Source organism: uncultured Veillonella sp., assembly GCF_963534045.1.
GTDB lineage: Bacteria > Bacillota > Negativicutes > Veillonellales > Veillonellaceae > Veillonella.
The window spans coordinates 1-23,823 of sequence record NZ_CAUSQT010000005.1; the positions used below are offsets into that span (position 1 = coordinate 1).

The 23,823-nt window shown below is 37.0% G+C and carries 22 protein-coding genes; all 22 read left to right on the forward strand.

Annotation, left to right across the window (positions count from 1 at the left end):
- Positions 1 to 425, forward strand: a 425-nt coding sequence (locus tag RYP29_RS02005) for an ATP-binding cassette domain-containing protein (protein ID WP_314985557.1), incomplete at its 5' end; no start/stop codon positions are given.
- A 1-nt stretch (position 426) separates the two neighbouring features.
- Positions 427 to 1,137, forward strand: a complete 711-nt coding sequence (locus RYP29_RS02010) for an ABC transporter ATP-binding protein (protein ID WP_005380876.1) — start codon at positions 427 to 429, stop codon at positions 1,135 to 1,137.
- Positions 1,138 to 1,496: 359 nt separating this feature from the next.
- Entirely contained in the window at positions 1,497 to 2,195 is a 699-nt protein-coding gene (locus RYP29_RS02015; RefSeq protein WP_311531848.1) for a polysaccharide biosynthesis/export family protein, read from the forward strand.
- Positions 2,196 to 2,241: 46 nt separating this feature from the next.
- Positions 2,242 to 4,068 (forward strand): nucleoside-diphosphate sugar epimerase/dehydratase, encoded by a 1,827-nt coding sequence (locus RYP29_RS02020; protein WP_311531850.1) that lies wholly within the window; start codon positions 2,242 to 2,244, stop codon positions 4,066 to 4,068.
- Between the two features lie 50 nt (positions 4,069 to 4,118).
- Positions 4,119 to 5,558 (forward strand): GumC family protein, encoded by a 1,440-nt coding sequence (locus RYP29_RS02025; RefSeq protein ID WP_270523869.1) that lies wholly within the window; start codon positions 4,119 to 4,121, stop codon positions 5,556 to 5,558.
- A 1-nt stretch (position 5,559) separates the two neighbouring features.
- Positions 5,560 to 6,180, forward strand: a complete 621-nt coding sequence (locus RYP29_RS02030) for a CpsD/CapB family tyrosine-protein kinase (protein WP_005384243.1) — start codon at positions 5,560 to 5,562, stop codon at positions 6,178 to 6,180.
- Positions 6,181 to 6,202: 22 nt separating this feature from the next.
- Complete coding sequence (locus tag RYP29_RS02035) at positions 6,203 to 7,402, forward strand: DegT/DnrJ/EryC1/StrS family aminotransferase (RefSeq protein ID WP_287503198.1); 1,200 nt, start codon at positions 6,203 to 6,205, stop codon at positions 7,400 to 7,402.
- Entirely contained in the window at positions 7,399 to 8,085 is a 687-nt protein-coding gene (locus RYP29_RS02040) for a sugar transferase (protein WP_311531853.1), read from the forward strand. Before RYP29_RS02035 ends, RYP29_RS02040 begins: the two co-directional genes overlap by 4 nt.
- 9 nt (positions 8,086 to 8,094) lie before the next feature.
- On the forward strand, positions 8,095 to 8,955 hold the full coding sequence (locus RYP29_RS02045) for a LicD family protein (protein ID WP_311531855.1): 861 nt from the start codon (positions 8,095 to 8,097) through the stop codon (positions 8,953 to 8,955).
- Positions 8,956 to 8,972: 17 nt separating this feature from the next.
- Positions 8,973 to 9,692, forward strand: a complete 720-nt coding sequence (locus RYP29_RS02050) for a 2-C-methyl-D-erythritol 4-phosphate cytidylyltransferase (RefSeq protein ID WP_005376893.1) — start codon at positions 8,973 to 8,975, stop codon at positions 9,690 to 9,692.
- A complete protein-coding gene (locus RYP29_RS02055) occupies positions 9,673 to 10,740 on the forward strand; it encodes an NAD-dependent epimerase/dehydratase family protein (protein WP_311531858.1) in 1,068 nt (355 codons plus the stop codon). The genes RYP29_RS02050 and RYP29_RS02055 overlap by 20 nt, the downstream gene beginning before the upstream one ends.
- Positions 10,733 to 11,800: a glycosyltransferase gene (locus RYP29_RS02060; RefSeq protein WP_311531860.1), complete on the forward strand. Its 1,068-nt coding sequence runs from the start codon at positions 10,733 to 10,735 to the stop codon at positions 11,798 to 11,800. Before RYP29_RS02055 ends, RYP29_RS02060 begins: the two co-directional genes overlap by 8 nt.
- Before the next feature lie 47 nt (positions 11,801 to 11,847).
- Complete coding sequence (locus RYP29_RS02065) at positions 11,848 to 13,119, forward strand: O-antigen ligase family protein (RefSeq protein WP_311531862.1); 1,272 nt, start codon at positions 11,848 to 11,850, stop codon at positions 13,117 to 13,119.
- On the forward strand, positions 13,073 to 14,005 hold the full coding sequence (locus RYP29_RS02070; RefSeq protein ID WP_311531864.1) for an ATP-grasp fold amidoligase family protein: 933 nt from the start codon (positions 13,073 to 13,075) through the stop codon (positions 14,003 to 14,005). The genes RYP29_RS02065 and RYP29_RS02070 overlap by 47 nt, the downstream gene beginning before the upstream one ends.
- A 179-nt stretch (positions 14,006 to 14,184) precedes the next feature.
- Entirely contained in the window at positions 14,185 to 15,636 is a 1,452-nt protein-coding gene (locus RYP29_RS02075; protein ID WP_311531866.1) for a lipopolysaccharide biosynthesis protein, read from the forward strand.
- Positions 15,637 to 15,651: 15 nt separating this feature from the next.
- On the forward strand, positions 15,652 to 16,746 hold the full coding sequence (locus RYP29_RS02080) for an NAD-dependent epimerase/dehydratase family protein (RefSeq protein ID WP_060807109.1): 1,095 nt from the start codon (positions 15,652 to 15,654) through the stop codon (positions 16,744 to 16,746).
- Positions 16,747 to 17,913 (forward strand): nucleotide sugar dehydrogenase, encoded by a 1,167-nt coding sequence (locus RYP29_RS02085; RefSeq protein ID WP_119982974.1) that lies wholly within the window; start codon positions 16,747 to 16,749, stop codon positions 17,911 to 17,913.
- Positions 17,914 to 17,928: 15 nt separating this feature from the next.
- Positions 17,929 to 18,375, forward strand: a complete 447-nt coding sequence (locus RYP29_RS02090; protein WP_311531869.1) for a VanZ family protein — start codon at positions 17,929 to 17,931, stop codon at positions 18,373 to 18,375.
- A gap of 253 nt (positions 18,376 to 18,628) precedes the next feature.
- Positions 18,629 to 19,444: a CpsB/CapC family capsule biosynthesis tyrosine phosphatase gene (locus RYP29_RS02095; protein WP_009660916.1), complete on the forward strand. Its 816-nt coding sequence runs from the start codon at positions 18,629 to 18,631 to the stop codon at positions 19,442 to 19,444.
- Positions 19,445 to 19,692: 248 nt separating this feature from the next.
- Positions 19,693 to 21,843, forward strand: coding sequence for an anaerobic ribonucleoside-triphosphate reductase (gene nrdD / locus RYP29_RS02100; RefSeq protein ID WP_311531872.1), 2,151 nt, complete (start codon positions 19,693 to 19,695; stop codon positions 21,841 to 21,843).
- A 131-nt stretch (positions 21,844 to 21,974) separates the two neighbouring features.
- On the forward strand, positions 21,975 to 22,472 hold the full coding sequence (gene nrdG / locus RYP29_RS02105) for an anaerobic ribonucleoside-triphosphate reductase activating protein (protein ID WP_302944174.1): 498 nt from the start codon (positions 21,975 to 21,977) through the stop codon (positions 22,470 to 22,472).
- Between the two features lie 10 nt (positions 22,473 to 22,482).
- Complete coding sequence (locus RYP29_RS02110) at positions 22,483 to 23,715, forward strand: chloride channel protein (protein WP_311531875.1); 1,233 nt, start codon at positions 22,483 to 22,485, stop codon at positions 23,713 to 23,715.
- Positions 23,716 to 23,823 lie beyond the last annotated feature (108 nt).

Below are 23,823 nucleotides of genomic sequence, written 5' to 3' on the forward strand. Positions count from 1 at the left end.
GTTTCTTAAGAACAAAACGCCAACGTATTGAAGAAGAACGTTGTCGTGGCATTGCCTATGAATTTTTAAAACTCGTAGGTCTTGAAGAAGATGCTGAAGAAGTTGCTACATCATTACCATATGGCAAACAACGTCGTCTCGAAATCGCGCGTGCTTTAGCTACACATCCTCAATTGATTTTACTTGATGAACCAGCAGCAGGTATGAATGATAGTGAAACGGAAGCGTTACGCCAATTGATTGGTAAAATTCGCGACTTAGGTATTACTGTTGTCGTAATTGAACATGCCATGGAATTGATGATGAATATCTGTGACCGTTTGGTGGTATTCAATTTTGGTAAAAAGATTGCTGAAGGTACACCTCAAGAAATTCAAAATAATGAGGCTGTTATCGAAGCATACTTAGGTAAAGAGGAGGTGTAATATGTTAAAGCTAGAAAACATCGTGGCTGGTTATGGACATATTACAGCCTTAAAAGACATTAGCTTAGAAGTACCACAAGGGTCTATCGTATCCTTGATCGGTGCCAACGGCGCTGGTAAGTCGACAACAATGAAGACTATTATGGGCCTTGTAAAGCCTACATCAGGTAAGGTGCTATTTGAGGGTCAAGACATTACTGGACATAAAACTCATCAAATTGTACATAATGGTATTTCCTTAGTACCTGAAGGTCGTCAAATTCTTCAAGATATGAGCGTTTACGAGAATCTTGAAATGGGCGCTTATATACGCAATGATAATGAGATTGAAGCGGACATTAAAAAGGTATTTAAACGCTTTCCAATTCTCGATGAACGGAGCTATCAACTAGGTGGTACATTATCTGGTGGCCAACAACAAATGCTTGCCATTGGTCGTGCTCTTATGGCCCGTCCTAAGTTATTGCTACTAGACGAACCATCTATGGGGCTTGCACCATTAGTAGTAAACGAAATCTTTGAAACTATTAAAGAAATTAGTGCAGAAGGCACCACCGTTCTCTTGGTAGAACAAAACGTCCGTCAAGCATTGAAAATCGCTGATTATGCGTATGTATTGGAAACAGGCAAAATGGTATTGTCTGGTCCAGCTGATGAAGTACGACATGATCCTCGTGTCATGGAAGCTTATTTGGGCGGTCGTGTCGAATAAAATTAAATACAATTTATTTGGATGTATATATCTATTATTAAACGGATATATACATCCATTTTTTTTTTGCAAACTCCTAAATATAGAAATTTTTTATTAGTAATAGAAATATATAGAGCAAAACAACACTTCGATATGTGAAGAAAAATACACATATACGGGTAAGCATTAAACATAGATAATTTCAGTATTCTTGATGCTTCATGAAAACCATATAAAGAAGCTTCATCTTGCTTATATAGTAGTTACAAAGAAACGATGATAAAATATGTGTACGATAATTAATTAAATATTAAATTTATTTAAATAGTTGTGTTAAGGTGTTTTGTTAATTGAAATGAATGCTATGAGGTGCATGTATGAATCAAAAATGGATTGCTTTATCTCTTGTCATAGGTACGATAGCCACTACGGGTTTTGCAAAGGATGTTTCTCCTGTAGTAGTTACAACATCAAATATGAATACGTCTGCATCTACAATTGGTTCTGATCAAGAGTATCGTCTACGACAAGGGGATGAACTCATGATTGATGTAGTACAACAAGTAGATTTAGGTGCAAATAAAACTTTCACCATTCGACCAGATGGATATGTATCCATTCCTATGGCAGGTAATATTAAGGCGGATGGAATGACAGTAGAAGAATTCACCCGAAATGTATCTAACGCATTATCCACATACATTATCAATCCTGATGTGTCGGTTAATGTTACAAAATTAGGTGGCGTACGCGTTTATGTATTTGGTGAAATTAATAAACCAGGTGCTTATACATTAACAAAATCGAGTACCGTTATTGATGCGATTGGGGCCGCCGGTAGTTTCAACTGGGATACGGCTAAGAAGAAGATATTTTTAATTCATCAAAATGATCCTACAAAACCTATTGAAATCAATTTAAATAATATGTTGAAAACTGGTGATATGTCCCAAAATTACGTTATGCGTGAAGGCGATATCTTGTACTTAACTAAGAACAGTAAGATTAGTTTCTCTAGAGATATTGCTCCTATTTTGACAGGTGCTTACATGGTATCTCGCATAGGTAAAGACTAATTAGTAAAAATAGTATCATATGTAAGTCATACAAGGGGGGCTTTCATTGCGTTCATATTTATTACCCGGCTTATTACTTATTGTAGATGTTATTACTATTATTGGTGTGGCATTGATCAGTTTGCTTATACGATTTGATGGTTATATAACATCACATTATCTGCATCAGATGATAGATGCATTGCCTATAATGGTAATCTCCTATATTGTTATGCTTTTGTCCATGCATCTATATACGCGCATATGGCGCTATGCAGGTATGCGCGAAATGGTTGCTGTATTGATTGCGACCACCTTAGGAGCAGGACTTTTCTATACAGGGATGTATGTATTTGATAAATCTTTACCTAGATCCATATATTTGATTAGCTGGATTCTTAGTACCGGTGTTATCGGAATTGGTAGAATGGTACTCCATTATATTGCCATGCAATATGGTGGAAAGCAAAGTACTGATGCTGATATGGTAAATACCTTAATCATTGGCGCAGGTGATGCAGGTGCCACAATTGCTCGTGAAATTGAACGGTATCATAAACGGTCTCGTAAGGTAATTGGTTTCATCGATGATGATGAGTCTAAATTCAATCGTCTAATGGGCGGCGTTCGTATACTAGGTAATCGCCATGATATCCCATCTATTGTAAAAGAAAATAAGGTGAAAGAAATTATAATTGCCATGCCTTCTGTTACACGTAATGAAATCAGAAATATCATGGAAATCTGTTCACCTCTTAAATGTAAAGTCAATACATTACCGGGGATGTATCAATTGTTAGATGATGAGGTACTAGTATCCCATTTACATCCTGTATCCATAGAAGACCTATTAGAACGTGATGAGGTTCGTCTCGATATGGATATTGTAGAACATTATATTCGCGATAAGGTTGTCCTGGTTACTGGTGCTGGTGGATCTATAGGTTCAGAAATTTGTCGTCAAATTATGCGTGTTGGCCCTAAACAGCTCTTATTGTTAGGCCATGGTGAAAATAGTATATACCTTATCAATCAAGAGTTGAAAAATATATATAAAGATGGCCCAATTATACCAATTATTGCAGATATTAGAGATAAGCAACAATTAGATCAAATATTTACTCAATATAATCCGCAAGTTGTATTCCATGCAGCAGCTCATAAACATGTGCCTCTTATGGAAATTCAACCGATGGCTGCCGTTTTAAATAATATTTATGGCACAAGAAATGTAGCCGATGTCGCAGGTCGTCATGGTGTAGAACGGTTTGTCATGATTTCTACGGATAAAGCCGTCAATCCAACTAGCGTTATGGGTGCCACAAAGCGCGTTGCAGAAAAGGTTATCATATCTATGAATGATACATATGATACGAAATATATTACTGTTCGTTTTGGTAATGTGCTCGGCAGTCGTGGTTCTGTCATTCCTTTATTTAAAAAACAAATTGAAGCAGGTGGCCCTGTAACTGTTACAGATCCAGAAATGACGCGCTATTTTATGACTATACCAGAAGCCAGTCAGCTCGTGTTACAAGCTGGTGCTATGGGCAAAGGTGGCGAAGTATTTTTGCTTGATATGGGCGAACCTGTAAAGATTATTGATTTAGCAAGAAATATGATTCGTTTATCAGGATTGGAACCTGATAAGGACATTCATATTAAAATTACAGGCCTTAGACCAGGTGAAAAGAAATACGAAGAGTTGCTTACCTCTGAAGAAGGAACTAATCGAACGAATCATACAAAGATTTTTGAAGCCGCATTAGATACCGTTGATCGTGATTGGTTGATAGAAAAAATTGCTACCTTTGATTCTTGTGAAACTGATATGGATGTAATTGGCGTATTACAGGATATTATTCCAACATATACACCTAACCATAATATTTAAGCGGAAAGAGAGACCGCGGTGTTGTATGCCTACTTGAAAGGGGTATTGGGATGGAACAAATTATAGATATAAAAGATATAGCCAAGATTCTTGTTAGAAAACGGCGAACTATTATAAATGTGACTGGCATTTGTATTCTCCTTGGCGGTGCGTACTTAATCGTAACACCATCTACCTATCAGTCTACAGCTATGTTGCGTATTAAACAGACGCAAGGCTTAGGTAATTCAGTGCTATCTAGTGACCCAAGCTACTCTGATACGATGGCTCGTCAATTGATGAATACTGATGCAGAGATTTTAAAAAGTCGTAATGTTGTGGAACCTGTTATCAATGAAATTGCCGGAGATAGTAGTAAGCTACCAACGTATGAAGAATTTGTTAAAAATCGTATTGAAACAAAGCCATATAAAGAAACACAGTTATTACAAGTTAGTGTGACTGGTAAGTCCCCAGAAGAGGCACAAGAAGCTAATCAGTTATTAATTGATACATTTTTAAAACGCTTAGCCGAGTTATCCCAAGTTGAACAAAAAGCGACTCGTGAGTTTTTACAAAAAAGAGTGGTAACAGCGAAGGAGGAATTGTCTGAAGCAGAGAAAAAGCTCCAACAATTTCAAGTAGATAATAAAATTTATTCTACCAATGATCAAATGAAGGGGCTTACAGATAAGATTACGTTAATCGATCGTGAAAAGGCACAAAATAAGCTCGATTTAGAAACGGCGCAAGCTGCATTAGGTAGCATTAATGCGGATTTAGGTTCGGCAGGTGCTAGTATTGCAGATAGCTCAACGGTACAAGCTTATAAATCACAACTAGCAGATTTAGAGGCTCGTAAGGCCAGTTACGTAGGTAAATATACTGATTCACATCCTGCAATGAAGGAAGTAAATGATCAGATTGCTAAAGCACAAGCCGGTTTACAACAGGAAATCGATGCTATTGTTTCACAGCAAGCTCCATCAAGTAACTCCGCTCAACAAGGTTTATTAGCAGATAAATTTAAAAATGAAGCTGCTTTAGCAGTGGCTCAAAGTAAAGAGGCTACGTTAGCCGCTTTAGACAAAGATAACGAAGATGCGATGAAAGCACTTCCTGAAAAGGAACGGGGATATATTCAAGCTAAGCGCGATGTAGATGTAGCCCAAGATATTTATGAAATGCTTTCTAAACGTCTAGAGGAAGCTAAGGTGGCAGAGGTTATGGTACCGAATGAGGTACAAATTGTCGATGCTCCTACATTACCAGAAAAAGCGATTGCTCCTCGTCGTGTACTTGTTATGGTTGCCAGTGCTATTATCGGTTTAATTTTAGGCTGTTTGTATACATTAGTTAACTCCTTGCGAAATCGTAGAATACAGACTGCAAAAGATGTTGAAGATATGTTACAGGTGCCAATGTTAGGTGTCATTCCTAATCACAGAAAATCGGTAACAGAAGAACCTAAGAATAAAGTGTTGCGTTGGTTGTACAAGGTGAGAGGTTAAGATGGATACGATACGATTAATTTCAAATGAATATGGTGATACTCCTCTTGTGGAATCTTATCGAACATTGCGTAGCAATTTACAGTATCGCTGTAATGCAGAAAATAGAAAAATGTTGTGTGTTACATCTGCTACAACAGGTGAAGGTGTATCGGAGGTGGCCGCTAATTTAGCGATTTCTTTATCCAAGAATAATGACAAGGTGCTGTTAATCGATGGTAATTTACGCAATCCAGTGCAACATGTTGTATTTGATGTAAAAAATCAAGGATTAACAAATCATATCATTATGGATGAAGATTTGACGATTCATCGTCATGTGATGCCTCATCTAGATCTAATTACCAGTGGTATTGCAGTGGAATCTCCATCCGAGGTGGTTGATTCCCATCGATTATCTACGGTATTTGAGTACATTCGTGATGAATATGATGTCATCATAGTGGATACACCATCGGTGTTAAGTGTTACGGATGCCTTGGTAATAGCTGAGAAAGCTGATGGGGTTCTCTTGGTTGTAAAAGGTGATTATGTTCAACCTGATGATATGGCATTAGCTAAACAACGATTAGAGCAAATTGGAGTACCTATTATCGGATCAGTGTTTATTGATATGGAATAAATGGAAAGTATAGGTGAAAGCTATGAAAATTAATTTCTCTCCTCCAGATATTACAGAATTAGAAATCAATGAGGTGGTAGAAGCGTTAAAAAGTGGTTGGATTACAACTGGACCACGTACTAAGGAATTAGAACGACGTATTGCAACGTATTTAGGGACGCCAAAGGCAGTGTGTTTAAATTCAGCAACTGCAGCCTTAGAAATGATTCTTCGCGTATTGGGTATTGGACCAGGTGATGAAGTTATAACTAGTGCTTACTCCTATACGGCTAGTGCAAGTCCTGTAGTTCATGTAGGGGCAAAACTAGTATTAATCGATACAGCACCTGATTCTTATGAAATGGACTATGATAAGGTGGCTGCTGCCATAACCGATAAGACAAAGGCCATTATTCCTGTCGATATCGGTGGTGTACCTTGTGATTATGATCGTTTATTTACAATTGTAAATGATGCAAAATCTTTATTTGTACCAAGTAATGATATACAACGTGCTTTAGGTAGAATTCCAATTGTCGCAGACTGTGCACATTCTTTTGGGGCAACCTATAAAGGGATGCATACAGGCAATGTAGCTGACTTTAGTAGTTTTTCCTTTCATGCGGTAAAAAACTTTACCACTGCTGAAGGTGGGTGTGCTACGTGGAATCATATAGAGGGCATTGATGATGAAGCTCTCTATAAGGAATTTCAACTATTATCTTTACATGGGCAGGATAAGGATGCATTGGCCAAAACTAAGATGGGGGCCTGGGAATATGATATTAAAGGTACCTATTATAAGTGCAATATGACGGATATTATGGCTGCTATTGGATTGGCCCAATTAGAACGATATCCTGGCCTATTAGAACGGCGTCGTGAAATTATTGATCGATATAATGACGCATTTAAAGATTGTCCTGTATCTGTAGTACCTCATTATACGGATGAACATATGAGTAGTGGTCATTTATATTTAGTGCGTATCAATGATGCAACCATAGAACAACGGAATGAATTAATTGAACGAATGGCAGAAAAAGGTGTTGCTACAAATGTGCATTATAAGCCAATTCCAATGCATACGGCTTATAAAAAATTGGGATTTTCTATCGATGATTATCCGAATGCATATAATCAGTTCAAAAATGAAATTACATTGCCCCTTCATACTAATTTATCGGATGAAGAGGTAAGCTATGTGATTCATACATTTAAAGAATGTTTAGGTGCATTATGATTTGGAAATCATGGCAGGAGTTGCCCAATGATATGCGATGTGAAGCAGTTCGTTCTTATTACGACATCTTAGCATCCAAACATCGTGATTTAATGCTTAAGTCTGTATTTGATCGCTTAATGGCAGCCATTCTATTAGTAGTATTAAGTCCCATATTTCTATTATTAGCGGTATGGATAAAACTAGATAGTGAAGGCCCTGTATTTTTTAGACAAGAACGGGTCACGCAGTATGGTAAATCCTTTAGAATTTATAAGTTTAGAACTATGGTACAAAATGCTGAACAGCTTGGTGCACAAGTTACGTCTAAAGATGATATGCGTGTTACATCTGTAGGACAGGCTTTGCGAAAATGTCGACTCGATGAATTGCCTCAGTTGATAAATATATTGGAAGGTACCATGAGTTTTGTCGGTACGCGTCCAGAGGTCCCAAGGTATGTAGCAGCTTATACAGATGAAATGAAAGCGACATTGTTACTGCCTGCAGGTGTAACGAGTGTAGCTAGTATTCGGTATAAGGATGAAGATATCTTGTTAGATGCGGCAGATGATGTAGATGATTGCTATATTCATAATGTATTGCCTGCAAAGATGGAATGGAATTTACGGAGTCTTAAAGAATTCTCGTTCATTGGAGAATTAAAAGTTATGGTGGAAACGGTATTGGCCGTTATACGTTAGAAAGGTAGTATGGCAGAAACAACAGCTCATGATATACAAGCTAAAGAATTGAATATGCTTTTAGTATTTAAAGAATTTTGTGATGCTCATAATCTACGATTCTATTTATGTGGTGGCGGTCTTATAGGAGCTATTCGACATAAAGGGTTTATCCCTTGGGATGATGATTTAGATATTTTTATGCCTCGTCCGGATTATGAAAGATTGGCTGAACTTTGGCCTATACACGGTGATAAACGATATACCTATTGTAGAACAACGAGAGATAAGATCTATCATGATGCGGGTGCATCAATTCGCGATGAAGAAACGACTTTCATCAATCGCCATAGTGTGAATGAAGATATTTGTCATGGATTAGCCCTTGAAATCATGCCCATCGATGGCTGTCCAAAGGGTACTGTCAAACGATTCTTTCAATTAATGTGGGCCATGACCTTTGCCTTGTTTAATGCACAACGGTTGCCTGATAACAAGGGCAAGGTATATCGCATGTTGGCAGGGTGCATTTATAAGGTGATTTCTAAACCTTCGTGGCGTTATCACATATGGCGCTTTGCTGAAAAACAAATGAGCCAATATGATTTTGACACATCCCATGAAGTAACGGAACTGATTGGTAGTTTGAAAGGTATGAAGCTACGCCATCCACGCCAAGATTTTGATCACGTTGTATATAAGGAATTTGAAGGTCATCAAATTCCCGTTATGGCTGGTTATGAACGATACTTACGTTTGATTTGGGGGGACTATATGCAATTGCCACCAGTAGAACAGCGTGTAGCGAAGCATGATGCCGTATATATCGATATGGATAATAGTTATACCAATTACAAGGGTATTCATTATTTAGTAAATAAACATCGTTAATAGTTAAGGGAGGTTCTATGAAAAGAATAGCAGTTATCTTTGCTGGCGGCGTAGGATCCCGTATGAAAAATGATAAAATGCCAAAGCAATTCCTTGAATGGAATGGCAAACCTATACTAATACAAACACTATCTATCTTTGAAGAAGAACCATTCATTGATGGCATTGTACTAGTATGTAAGTCGGACTGGATGGATTATGCAAAGGCACTGATAGCAAAAGAAGGCCTTCAAAAAATCGTATCCATCGTTCCCGGCGGTGAGACAGCACTAGACTCTCAATATAATGGTTTGCTAGAAGTGAAACGATTATATGGAGTTGATGATATAACAGTACTAATTCACGATGGCGTACGACCTTTGGTCGATCGGTCTACCATTATTAGAAATATACGATCTGTTGAAACAAAGGGGAGTGCTATTACGGTAACCCCTGCTATTGAAACGGTTATGGTTACTGATGATGGAGAAATCAAAACGATTTTAAATCGGCAGCAATGCTTGATGGCTAAAGCGCCTCAAAGTTTTAGGCTCGTTGATATTCTTTCTGTCCACGATACATCCATAGCAGAAGGTATTCACGATTTTATCGATTCTGCATCTATGATGATGCATTATGGGTATCCATTGTACCCAGTGTGGGGGGAACCTGAAAATATTAAGATTACAACCCCATCAGATTACTACATGTTTACAGGTATATTAAAAAATAGAGAAAGTGGAGGTGAGGGCAATTAATACGGTTGTTGAACGAGACATACAAGAAATTATAGGTGATTCTCATATATTTAAGAATTTTCAAGGTAAGACAATACTTGTAACAGGTGCTACAGGTTTAATCGGCTCTATGGTGGCTCGTTCATTAGTAGCCGCCAATGATGCCTACCATCTTTCATTACATGTCATATGCCATGTGCGCAATATAGAAAAGGCACATTCTATGTTTGGGGATATTCTAAATTCACAAGCAATCACATTTGTTGATAGGCCATTAGATTCTCTAACTGTAGCATGTGACTATATTATGCATGGTGCATCACCTACGAAATCTAAATATTTTGTAGAACATCCGGTGGATACGATCCGTACGTCAATACATGGTACGGAACGTATGTTAGAACTAGGAAAAGAAAAGCGGATTTTGGGGATGGTATATCTATCGAGCATGGAGCAGTATGGAGTACCCTATGAGTCTGGACAAGTTATGACAGAGGACCGCATTGGGTATTTAGATCATCTAAATGTTCGTAGTTCCTATTCTGAAAGCAAGCGTATGTGCGAATGCTACTGTAAGTCCTATGCTGTAGAATTTGGTGTTCCTGTTAAGATTGCTCGCCTTGCGCAGACGTTCGGTGCTGGTGTACCGCTAGATGATAATCGCGTGTTTATGCAGTTCACCCAACATGCCTTGGATGGTCGTGACATCATTCTTCATACAAAGGGCGATTCCATGTCTAACTTCTGTTATATTACGGATGCAGTACGTGCCATTATTATTTTGATGACTCAAGGTGATATAGGTGAAGCTTACAATGTATGCCATGATGAGGAAACGCGTAGTATCGCTAGTATTGCGAACTTAGTAGCATGTCATGTAGGAGACGATAAAATTTCTGTTGTCTTTGATATTCCTGACAATGTTTCTTCCTTTGGCTATGCCCCTACAGTTCATATGTTTTTGAATTCTAGGAAGATGCGCAATTTATCATGGGAACCACGGGTGACCATGAAGGACGCATATATGCGTCTAGCCGAATATATCAACGAGGAGCGTCAAGATGGGTAAAGAAATTATTATTGTTACTATTTCCCTTGGTAATGATGGTGCTGAACGTATTTTGACTGAATTGGCTCGCCAATGGCATCATGATGGACACGAGATTACAGTGATTCAAACAAGTCCTAATCGCTATGGCACCGAATATGCATTGCCAGAAGGTATAGAGCAAATTCAAATACATACGACCAGTTCCAATAAGATTTTTCGATTTTTACAAGAAATTAAAGCACTTATTGGCATATTAAAACAACGACCTAATGCAACGTGTTTATCATTTCTGAGTGCGTCCAGTTTTATATTAGCTATTAGTTCGTGGTTTGTGAAAAATCGCATGGTATTTTCTGAACGCAATAATCCGCGTAAGGTGCCTGTCGGCAAACATCAACAAATGCTTCGAAACTTTGCATTTCGATTTGCTGATGCCCTAGTATTTCAAACTGAAGATGCAAAATCGTATTTTTCAAATTCTATACAAAGACGAGGGCATATCATTCCAAATCCGATTAATGGCAATTTACCAGAACCCTACGAAGGGGAACGTGAAAAGATTATTGTAACCGCGTGTCGATTGCATCCGCAAAAGAATTTACCTATGATGATCAATGCATTTAGCATGTTGGCAGATGAGTTTAAGGATTATAAACTTGTCATTTATGGTCAAGGTGTCCTAGAGGATGAACTTCGTCAACAAATTGCAAATTTAGGATTAACAGACAGAGTTCTTTTACCGGGGTTCGCAACTAACATCTTGGATCAAGAGCGACCATGTACAATGTTTGTGTCATCGTCTGACTTTGAAGGCATATCTAACTCCATGTTAGAAGCTATGGGAATGGGGCTACCTGTAGTTGTTACAGATTGCCCGGTAGGCGGTGCGCGTATGGTCATTCAAGATGGGATCAATGGATTACTAGTGCCTGTAGGGGATACGAAAACGATGTATGAAAAAATGAAATCCATCTTAGCAAGTCCTGAGTTGGCTAAACGTATATCTGTTGAAGCAATTAAGGTGCGAGAGACATTCCCACTAAGTAAAATTGCTAAACGTTGGATTGATATTTTATAGAAAAATTAGTGTTGTGATGTACATATATTGAGAGAAGAGGGACAGTATTGAAGTTAAATATTACGACCATATCTAATCGTCTTATATGGTTTATAACATTAGTATTTCTTGTACTTTCATTGACCATATCGTTCGCCCTCGGCGATGCAGATTACGGTGCCTATGTGCTATTCGTATGCTTGTTTGGATTAATACTATGTTATCTCGTACGAGACCAGGGGCGAATTACAGTGTCATTTACATGGATGCATATGTATATGCTACTATTCATAGGCGTTTGCTATCTTAGTTCTCTAAATGCTCTTGATCCATCTGTAGCCATGAGTAGAAGCTTTGATATTGTAAAAATATTTTGTATGCTCATTGTTTTGTATATGTGCTTTCAGCGAGAAAAATCAGTTGACTCCTTATTGAAAATCGGTATGTGGACAGGATATATTGTCTGTTTCTATACGGTGTATTACTATGGGCTCGATTATTTTATCAATGTTCTTTCATCATCGGCTCGTATAGCAAATGACGCGTTAAATGCAAATACAGTAGGACTATTAGGTGCCAATGCTATTGTAATGACCGTGTATTATATGATGTACGATAAACTGCGATGGTGGAACATCATAGCATTACCAACATTAGGTATATTGGCGGCTACAGGTAGTCGGAAAGCATTGGTATTTGTCGTTATAGGTATCGTTTTATTATTCGTATTCAAAAGCTTTCGTAGTAAAAATATTGTTAATTCCTTAGCTAAATTAGTAGCTTATTTGAGCATACTAATTATTGCTTTTATAGGTATATTACAGCTACCTATTTTTAGTGAAGTGTTAGAGCGTATGAGTTCCATGGTAGATGCTTTCACAGGCACTGGTGGGGATTCTTCTGCTATAGTTCGCATGGCCTTAGTCGATATTGGTTGGGATTTATTTCATCAGTCTCCAATTATAGGCGTTGGGATTAATAATCCTGCGGTATATACATACTCTATTTTCGGTCGAGAAAATTACTACCTTCACAATAATTACATTGAATTACTGGCGGGTACTGGTGTTATAGGTGTGGTCACATACTACTCCATGTATGCCTATCTCGTTTATAACATGATACGATATCATGATTTTCACAGCAATGAATATGTCATGGTATTTATACTTCTTATGTCTCAATTAGTTATGGATATGGGTTTGGTTTCCTATGAAAGTAAAAGTACTTACTTTTATATGATGTTATTTTTTATAGAAGTTCAGATTTTACGGGCTAAAAGGAAGAAATTACATGAACATACAAACAATCTTGACCAAGGGAAAGCGGTTCATCTCTGATCCTTATTACCGTTTACGGGTGATGATAAAAATGGGTGCTTATGATTCCTTAAGCGATGAAGCGTTTCTACGAAGGATATTTCCTCAATATATGGGATATCCATTAAATTTAGATAATCCACAGACCTTTAGTGAAAAGATGCAGTGGATGAAATTATATGATCGTAAATCCATATATACTACTATGGTTGATAAGTATGAGGCTAAAAAATATTTAGCTGATAGGATTGACTCAAAGTACATCATTCCTACTTTAGGTGTATGGGATTCTTTTGATGAAATTGATTTTGATGCATTACCGAATCAGTTTGTACTGAAATGCACTCATGACAGTGGTGGTATTGTAATTTGTAAAGATAAGTCTAAGTTTGATAAAGAAGGAGCACGTCAAATTATTAATAAATCTTTACAGCGTGATTTTTATCTTATAGCTCGCGAATGGCCCTATAAAAATGTACGTCGCCGTATTTTAGCAGAAGAGTATATAGATGAGTTAGGGAATGCAGATTTATTAGACTATAAGATGTATTCCTTTCACGGAGAACCAAAGCTAACTGTAGTTTGTTCTGAACGATTTTCTAAAGGTGGAACACGTATGAACTATTATGATGAGGATTGGAATTATATTAATCTTTCCGTTCTTCATTATGAGCCCTCTAAAAAAATATTTGAAAAACCGCCACACTATGAAGAAATGAGATCATTATGCAAACAATTATCTAAGGATTTTCCGTTTTTACGGATTGATTTTTATGACGTGAATGATCATCTTTATATTGGAGAATTAACATTGTATCCTGGCGCAGGATTTATAAAGATGGAACCAATGGAGTTTGATTACGAAATGGGAGAGTGGTTACATCTTGAAGGTATACATCGGAGCTGATTTTGTTCCTACAGATAACGATACACCAATTGATAAATTTGGGCATAATTTAAAATCACCTACAAAAACGATTAATGGGTTTACAGCAATACAGAATTATTTGTCATGTGAAGCGCATCATGAGTTATTTTTACAAGGCTTAAAGAATATAAATCGTAATTAAATGGATTTGGATATCAATGGATACTAAAGTTGTAGCTGCTGCTAAGTGGTCACTTATAACGGAGATCTTAGCAAAGCTTATTACACCAATTACAAATATCATATTGGCGCATATTTTGGCCCCTACAGCATTTGGTATTTTAGCCACTATAATGATGGTTATTTCATTTGCGGAAATGTTAGCAGATGCGGGATTCCAGAAATTTCTTGTTCAATACGAATTTGAAAGTGAAGAGGCTAAACAGAAAAGTGTTAGTGTTGCCTTTATTTCAAATATAGTACTAGCTATTGTATTGTGGATTGCTATCATTGTCTGCCGTGATGAGTTAGCATCATTGGTTGGTAATGAAGGATTAGGTATTCCTTTAGCTGTGATGGGGGCTATGTTACCATTGAGTGCATTTAGTAGCATTCAAATGGCAATGTATAGAAGAAATTTTAACTTCAAATTTCTCTTAAGCATACGAATGATTACTATCATTACTCCTTTGTTCGTATCTATACCAATGGCATTATCAGGTTTTGATTATTGGTCTTTGATTGCTGGGCTTTTAGTGGCACAACTATTTACAGCTATTGCATTATGTGTGAGACAAGAAAAACTGATATCTATCTATTTTTCGTATCCTATATTTCGTAATATGTTCAGTTTTAGTGCATGGTCCTTGGCGGAGGCATTCTCTATATGGCTTACGGCATGGGTAGATACCTTCATTATTAGTCATTTTTTGAACGCATATTATCTTGGCGTTTATAAGATGCCAACAGCTATAGTTACAACTGTTATGGCTGTTGCTACATCTTCGATGGCTCCTGTTTTATTCTCTGCTTTATCACGACATCAACATAATAAAGAGGAGTTTGAAAAAACATTTTTAACATTTCAACGATATATGGCCTTATTTTTGGTTCCATTAGGTGTTGGTATGTTTGTATATCAAGATTTTATTGTACAAATTTTATTGGGACCTCAGTGGAAGTTAGCCGGAATAGTGCTAGGATCATGGGCATTAAGCTCATCTCTCGTGACCGCTATTTCATATTTAATATCTGAAGCGTTTCGTGCTAAGGGAATGCCCAATATTTCATTCCTTGCACAGATGTTACATCTCATTGTATTAATTCCGGTTATATACATATGTGTTCAATATGATTTCACTACATTTGTCTATGCTCGTTCTATAGTACGGATTCAAATGATTGGTGTACTTTTATATCTCTTAGCTGTGTATGTGAAGATGGATGCGTGGAGTGTAATTTTTAATATTAAAGCCTATATCATTACCTCCGCCATTATAGGTATTGGTTCCTATGCTTTGTTGCATGTATATAATAGTATGATTTGGACGATTTTCTGTATATGTGTCAGTCTTATTTTGTATCTTGTTGTGTTGTATTTATTTCCAACGGAGAGGGTTGTACTTGCTAAAATATGGGATAGCGCCTTAGCACGACTAAGACGTTCCTAAAGGAAAGGACAGACTATGCTTTTACAAAATGTATCGTTACATAACAAGGTAATTCTCATTACTGGGGCTGCAGGATTTGTAGGTGCCAATCTTGTTATGTCGCTTTTTAATAATATTGAAAATAGCCTCATCATAGGTGTTGACTCTGTTAATGATTATTATGATGTGAGTTTAAAGGAGTATAGACTTCAACAGATTGTTTCCTCCGTAAAACATGATAATCAATGGATATTCAAAAAAGGGAATATAGCGGATAAAGAGTTTTTACAATCTATTTTTGATGGATATAAACCGGATGTAGTTGTGAACTTAGCAGCACAGGCAGGTGTACGCTATTCTATTACGAACCCAGACGCATATATAGAATCAAATATTATTGGCTTTTACAATATATTAGAATGTTGCCGTCATTCGTATGATAATGGGGCAAAAGGTGTTGAACATCTTGTATATGCATCATCCTCTTCCGTTTATGGTTCTAATAAAAAGATTCCTTATTCTACAGATGATCAAGTAGATAATCCTGTGTCCTTATATGCAGCTACAAAGAAATCTAATGAATTATTAGCCTATTCCTATGCTAAGTTGTATAACATCCCATGTACAGGCCTTCGGTTCTTTACTGTGTATGGACCAGCAGGGCGTCCTGATATGGCATACTTTGGATTTACTAACACATTGCGCAAAGGCGAAGTGATTAAAATCTTTAACTATGGTAATTGTAAGCGTGACTTTACTTATATAGATGATATTGTTGAAGGCGTTTATAAGGTTATGCAAGTAGCTCCTGAACGAAGAAATGGGGCTGATGGATTACCAGTACCACCATATGCAATTTATAATATCGGTAATAATAGTCCTGAAAATCTATTGGACTTTGTGACGATTTTAGGGGAAGAGTTAATAGGTGCTGGTGTATTACCCGCAGACTTTAATATGGAGCGTCATAAAGAACTCGTACCGATGCAACCTGGAGATGTGCCGATTACATATGCTGATACATCTGCTTTAGAAACAGATTTTGGGTTTAAACCGAGTACAACACTTCGAGAAGGTTTAAGACGTTTTGCAATATGGTATAAAAATTTTTATATGAAGGATGGTAAATAAATGAAAATAGCAATAGCTGGTACCGGGTATGTAGGTCTTTCAAATGGCGTATTATTAGCACAACATAATGAAGTGGTTGCACTGGATATCATTCCTGAAAAGGTAGATATGATTAACCGTAAAGAATCACCTATTGTTGATTCAGAATTGGCTGATTATTTAAAGAATAAGTCGCTAAATTTCCGTGCTACATTAGATCCTAAAGAGGCTTTCACAGGTGCTGAATATATTATAATCTCTACACCAACTAATTATGATCCACAAAAGAATTTTTTTGATACATCATCCGTAGAATCTGTTATTAAAACAGTTTTAGATATTAATCCTGATGCGGTTATGATTGTTAAATCTACAGTCCCTGTAGGTTATACAGAAGAGATGCGAGAACGGTTTAATACGAAGAATATAATTTTCTCTCCTGAGTTTTTACGTGAAGGTAAAGCGTTATATGATAATTTATATCCTTCTCGTATTGTAGTTGGTGAAGATTCGGAACGAGCTCATACGTTTGCTCACTTATTAGCAGAAGGTGCTCTTAAAGATGATATACCTTTATGTTTCACTGGTTCTACAGAGGCAGAGGCCATTAAATTGTTTGCTAATACCTATTTAGCATTGCGTGTAGCTTATTTTAATGAACTAGATTCCTATGCAGAGGTGCGTGGATTAAATACGAGTGAGATTATTCATGGCGTATGTTTAGATCCTCGTATTGGAGATTTCTATAATAATCCTTCCTTTGGATATGGCGGGTACTGTTTGCCAAAGGATACAAAACAGCTATTGGCAAATTACAATGATGTGCCACAAAACCTCATATCTGCCATCGTTGATGCAAATCGGACGAGAAAAGATCACATTGCAGATGCCATCATCGGAAAGGATCCTAAGATTGTTGGCATTTACCGATTGACAATGAAAACAAATTCCGATAATTTTAGAGCTTCTGCTGTACAAGGTATCATGAAACGTATTAAAGCAAAGGGGATTGCCGTTGTTGTGTATGAACCAACACTAGAGGCGGATGATTTTTTCCACTCACCAGTCATTAGAAACTTTGATGATTTTAAACGTGTTAGCGATGTGATTGTAGCCAATCGTTGGGATGAATCATTGGCTGATGTAAAAGATAAAGTTTATACTAGAGATATTTTTGACCGAGATTAGTGGCGGTGATAGTAGATGTTAAAAAAACATTGGATAAGTTTTACCTTAGTTATTCTCGTTATTCTCTTTATATGGGATAATTCATTACAAAATGATATTTCTTCAGATGGTTTGAGCCTTATGTTTACACAATGGTTAAGCCCAATTCTTTATAAATTGGGAATCTCCGGAGATATGTGGTCATTAAACCGCATTGTCCGCAAGATGGCGCATGTGTTCGAGTTTGCTGTACTTGGTGGATGTTTGTATGTAGCATTGCATCAATTTAATCGTGAATATGCAGGACTTAAAGTGATTTTTATAGGATTAGTTATTGCCGTTATGGATGAATGCTTGCAACTTGCAAGTATTGGTAGACATGCATCGATTCGCGATGTAGCAATCGATACAGCCGGCGTCATCATTGGTGTTGCTGTCGTACAAGTTATACTATCTATTTATCGAAGAATGAGGCATAGTTGATATATAGATTTTAATTAAATATGCAATATACTAGACTTCTATGAGTTGTTCATAGGAGTCTAGCTTTTTTATGAAAGCAAAATGAAAATATAAAATAATCTTTAATTTTAAGCAATCAAATATTATCAAAAGTTTAGGTATAAGTACTTTTCAAGACATAGATTCATTGGTATAATATGAATACAAAATGAATTTGAGCAATTAAAGAGATTATATTTAAGAGATTTATATCGAGGTAAGGGGCGATATAAAGATGAGAATGGGGAAGAAGATGAAACGCATTTTAGATTTACATACATATATTTTGCCAGCTATGGCAGATGGAAAGGGACCTCAATCCATGGCTGAATCTGTGCAAATGGTTAAAGATTTAGTCCGCTCTGGTATTACAGATATTTTTTGTACACCTAAGGTTAATGAGCTAAATGTACAGACCGTTGTTGAGTCAGTAGTGGAGCAGGTAGAAAATTTAACACAAGTAGTATCTGAACAAGCGATACCGGTTACATTACATAATGGTGCCGTTGTTGAGTTAGGTGATGGTATGATTGACTATATACGCAATCATAAAGAATCACTTGTATTAGGTAATAGTCATTTTATGTTAGTTACTATTCCACAAGATTGTAAGTTATATCATGTAGATGCGTGGTTACAGACTTTATGTGACTTAGGCATCACGCCTATCATAAGTGAAGTGGAACGTAATGATCTTTTCTTTAATAAACCTGAACAACTATTGGAATGGGTTGATAAGGGCATTTTATTTGAATGTAATATTATGTCTTTTACACATCATTCTGAGCATTATACGAAAGCTATTGAATTATATACGAATGGTCTAATACACTTCTTTGGTACTGGTTATGATGTGATGAACAATCAATATGGTAGCTATGTAGATGTAATTTCTAAACTAGATGTTGAATATAAGAAAGATTTACTTAGTGACGTCCGATTAAATGAACGCGATTTATTAGCGGATAGAGTATTTTATCCTACGGTACCGGATCATTGGGCAGGAAAACGACCTAATTTCTGGACTCGACTTCTATCAATTGCTTTATAAAAAAAAGAGTTTTTTTGTTATGCTGTTTAAGTATAGCAAAAAGACTCTTTTTTACATGATGTTGTATTTTTTATTGCAATAAAACACTATATATAGTATACTATGAAAGCGGTTAGAAATACGAAATAATCTATTGAATTTTGTATTTTTCGTAGTAAATAATATAGATTGAGTATGGTTTTTTCCATACTTTTTTATATGTAATGACATTAATTAATTCGGAGTATGGGAAACGGGGAGGTTCCGAGATGTTGCAGGTCATTAAACGGGATGGTACAAAGGTACCTTTCGATAAACATAAAATTGCAGTAGCTATTGAAAAGGCAGAACATAGTAGTACGGGGTTATATGAATCTGGCTTAGCTGAACGCATTGCTGACGAAATTGAAGCATATGCTATAAAACTTCAAAAGGATATGACAATCTATGCTATAGAAGATCAAGTATACTATAAGTTGATTGAGTATCATAATCCTGCAACAGCTCGTGCTTATGAAGGTTATAAAGCGGTACAAGCTTTCAAACGTCGCCAAAACACGACTGACGAAGATGTTATCGGTTTGTTGGATCGTAGTAATGTTAGTGTTCTTGATGAAAATTCTAATAAAGATGCTGCCATTGTATCTACACAACGCGATTTAATTGCTGGTGAAGTGTCCAAGGATATTGCCCGTCGTAAGTTGATTCCTACAGATATACTAGAAGCACATGATAGCGGTGCTATCCATTTCCACGATATGGACTATATCATTCAACCGATGTTTAACTGTTGCTTAATCAACTTAGAAGATATGTTGACAAATGGTACAGTTATCAACGGTAAGCGCATTGACACGCCAAAATCATTCCAAGTAGCATGTACTGTAACAACTCAAATAATTGCACAAGTTGCATCTGGTCAATATGGTGGTCAAAGTATTAATGGTATTGACCGTATTTTGGCACCATTCGTACGTAAATCTTATGAAAAAATCCTCAATAATGTAATTGAAGAACAAGTTGAGATTTACGGCATGGAACCAAATATGGAAAAGGCTCGTGAAATTGCTTGGAAACGCACGCGTAAAGAGGTAAAGGACGGCATTCAAACCATTCAATACCAAATCAATACATTGATGACTACAAATGGCCAATCCCCATTCGTTACATTGTTTATGTATTTCCAACCGGATTATGAATACGCTAAGGAAGCGGCATTAATTACGGAAGAAATTTTACGTCAACGTATTAAGGGTGTAAAAAATGAAGCCGATGTATACATTACACCAGCATTCCCTAAATTGATTTACGTATTAGACGAACACAATGTTCATCCGGATAGCCCATATTATTATTTAACAGAATTAGCTGCTCAATGTACGGCTAAACGCATGTATCCTGATTATATTTCTGCAAAGAAGATGAAGGAAAATTACGAAGGCAATGTATTCAGTCCTATGGGATGTCGTTCCTTCTTGTCTCCTTGGAAGGATGCACAAGGTAATTATAAATTTGATGGCCGTTTCAACATGGGCGTAGTAAGTTTGAATTTGCCACAAATTGGTATTTTAGCACGCGGTAGTGAAGAAAAGTATTTTGAAATCTTGGATAAACGCCTTGAGTTAGCTGAAAAAGCATTGATGTTACGTTACAATCTATTGAAAGATGTAGTAAGCGATGTATCCCCAATTCATTGGCAACATGGTGCTATTGCGCGCCTTAAAAAAGGCGAAAAAATCGCTCCGTTCTTGACTGGTGGCTATGCTACGATTTCCCTTGGTTATATCGGTATTTACGAAGCATGCCGATTGATTACCGGTGAATCTAATACTGGCGAGCATGGTCGTGTCTTTGCTATGAAAATTATGGATCGTTTGAATCAAGCTATTAATGAATGGCGTGAAAAACATAATCTAGGCTTTGGTCTTTATGGTACGCCTGCTGAAAGCTTAACAAATCGCTTCTCTTCTTTGGACCGAGCACGCTTTGGCATCATAGAAGATGTAACGGATAAAGGTTACTATACGAATAGTTATCATGTAAGTGTTCGTGAAGAAATTAACGTATTCGATAAATTTGCCTTTGAATCTGAATTCCAAAAGAAATCGACTGGCGGTTGCATTTCCTATGCGGAAATTCCGAATATGACCAACAATATTCCTGCTGTTTTAACTATGATTAGATATATTTATGACAATATTTCTTATGCAGAGTTCAATACAAAATCTGACTATTGTCATGAATGTGGATTTGATGGTGAAATCAAGGTTAATGATGACAATCAATGGGAATGCCCTCGTTGTCATAATACAAACCGCGATAAATTAACGGTTATCCGCCGTACGTGTGGATACCTTGGTGAAAACTTCTGGAACGAAGGTCGCACAAAAGAAATTAAAGATCGTGTAATGCATATTTAATGTTATTAATCATAAACATGTTAAAAGCTGTGCCATAGGCACAGCTTTTACTATATACATAATAAATTGAAATATATCTATATGTTTAATCCGATCAAAGTTGATCACAGGCAAATAATATGGGGGTTATTATGAGATATGGACAGATTCGACAATATGATATCGCCAATGGGGAAGGTATACGTACATCTATATTTGTGACGGGCTGTACCCATTGCTGTTATAATTGTTTTAATGAAGAGTATCAGGATTTTAATGCTGGTCAAGAGTGGACTGATAAAGAAACAGAATTGGTAGTATCCTATGTGAAAAATCCTAATTGTGCAGGCCTTACCTTATTAGGTGGTGAACCATTTCAAAATATTGATGGGATGTTAGCTATAGTGAAAGCTGTGCGTGAGGCAGTACCTGAGAAACCTATCTGGGCTTACTCTGGCTATGTGTGGGATGATATTATATCTGATCCATCTCGTCTAAGCCTAGTTGAACAAATAGACATTCTTGTGGATGGTCGGTTTGTAGATGAGTTAAAAGATCCATCCTTGCGATTTAGAGGATCCTCTAATCAACGAATTATTGATGTGCAAACTTCGTTGAAACAGGGGAAAGTAGTACTGGCCATGGAGTGATAAATATAGTATGTTAGATAAACGTTTACTTGGTTTAATTATAATCGTTGGCCTGGTGGCGGGCTTAATCGGTTCTTTTTATACTCATTTGTTACATTATATCCAGCATTTTATGTATGCTTATTCTACGTCAGAGGGGTTATCATTTGGTCAAGCCGTAGCTCGTGTATCGCCTGAACATCGTCTGTTAGCCTTGCTGGCCTGTGGCCTAGTTGGTGGTGTAGGTTGGGTTCTTATCCATCGTTATGGAGATCCACTTGTAGATATAAAAAAAGCTGTTCAGGACTCTACAAAAGAAATGCCTCCGTTGACGACATTCATTCATGCTACATTGCAAATTATCACTGTCGGCATGGGTTCTCCTCTTGGTCGAGAAGTAGCACCGCGTGAGGCTAGTGCAGGGATTATGACCGGACTATTACGCTATGTTGATATGCGGCCCGAAGATAAGTCATTAATCATTGCTTGTGCGGCTGGCGCAGGCTTAGCTGCCGTATATAATTCTCCTTTATCAGCAGCTATTTTTACGCTAGAAACATTACTTATCACATGGAATGTTCGAGCCATGAGTGCAGCCCTTTTATCGTGTGGACTAGCTACATTGGTCGTTCGTCAGGCAGGGATAGGAGATCTTGTTCAGTATACGATGCCACAACCACCTTTATATGGTAGCTATCAAGAATTTGCTATCGTCCTTGGCGCTGTCATTGCTATTGGCGTTGTATTATTTGATAAAACACAATCTTTATTACCTAAGTTTGATAGAAAAAGCCCTAAAATGATTGTCATAGCTCTTTTATCATTTGCTGTTATTGGGGTGATGGCTATGTATTTTCCAGAAATCCTCGGTAATGGTAAAGCCGGTAATCAGTTGACCTTTACAGATTTAGTAGGATGGGATTATGCATTAGGTCTATTAGCTACTAAATGGATTGCCGTGTTACTTGCCTTAATGGCTGGTGCTTATGGTGGTCGAATTACGCCATCCATGATGCTAGGTAGTACATTGGCATTAGCCTTTGCAACCTTGTGGAGTATTATGGTCAGCCCTGTACACCTTGGCTTTGCTGCATTTATAGGGGCCGTAATTTTCTTGGGATTGGCACAAAAGATGCCACTTACATCCTGTGTGTTCATGTTAGAACTTTCACGATTTTCCGTGGAAATGTGCTTCCCAATGGCGCTATCTATGGGCTCCGCATTGATAACTCAGCAGATTGTAAAAGCAAGATTCCAATTATAAAACAAAACTGTATACTATATCGGACGATATTCTGATGATAAAGAAATAGCGACTAGTTGATACTATATAATCAACTAGTCGCTATTTTGTGTGTTAAGGTTCTATGTT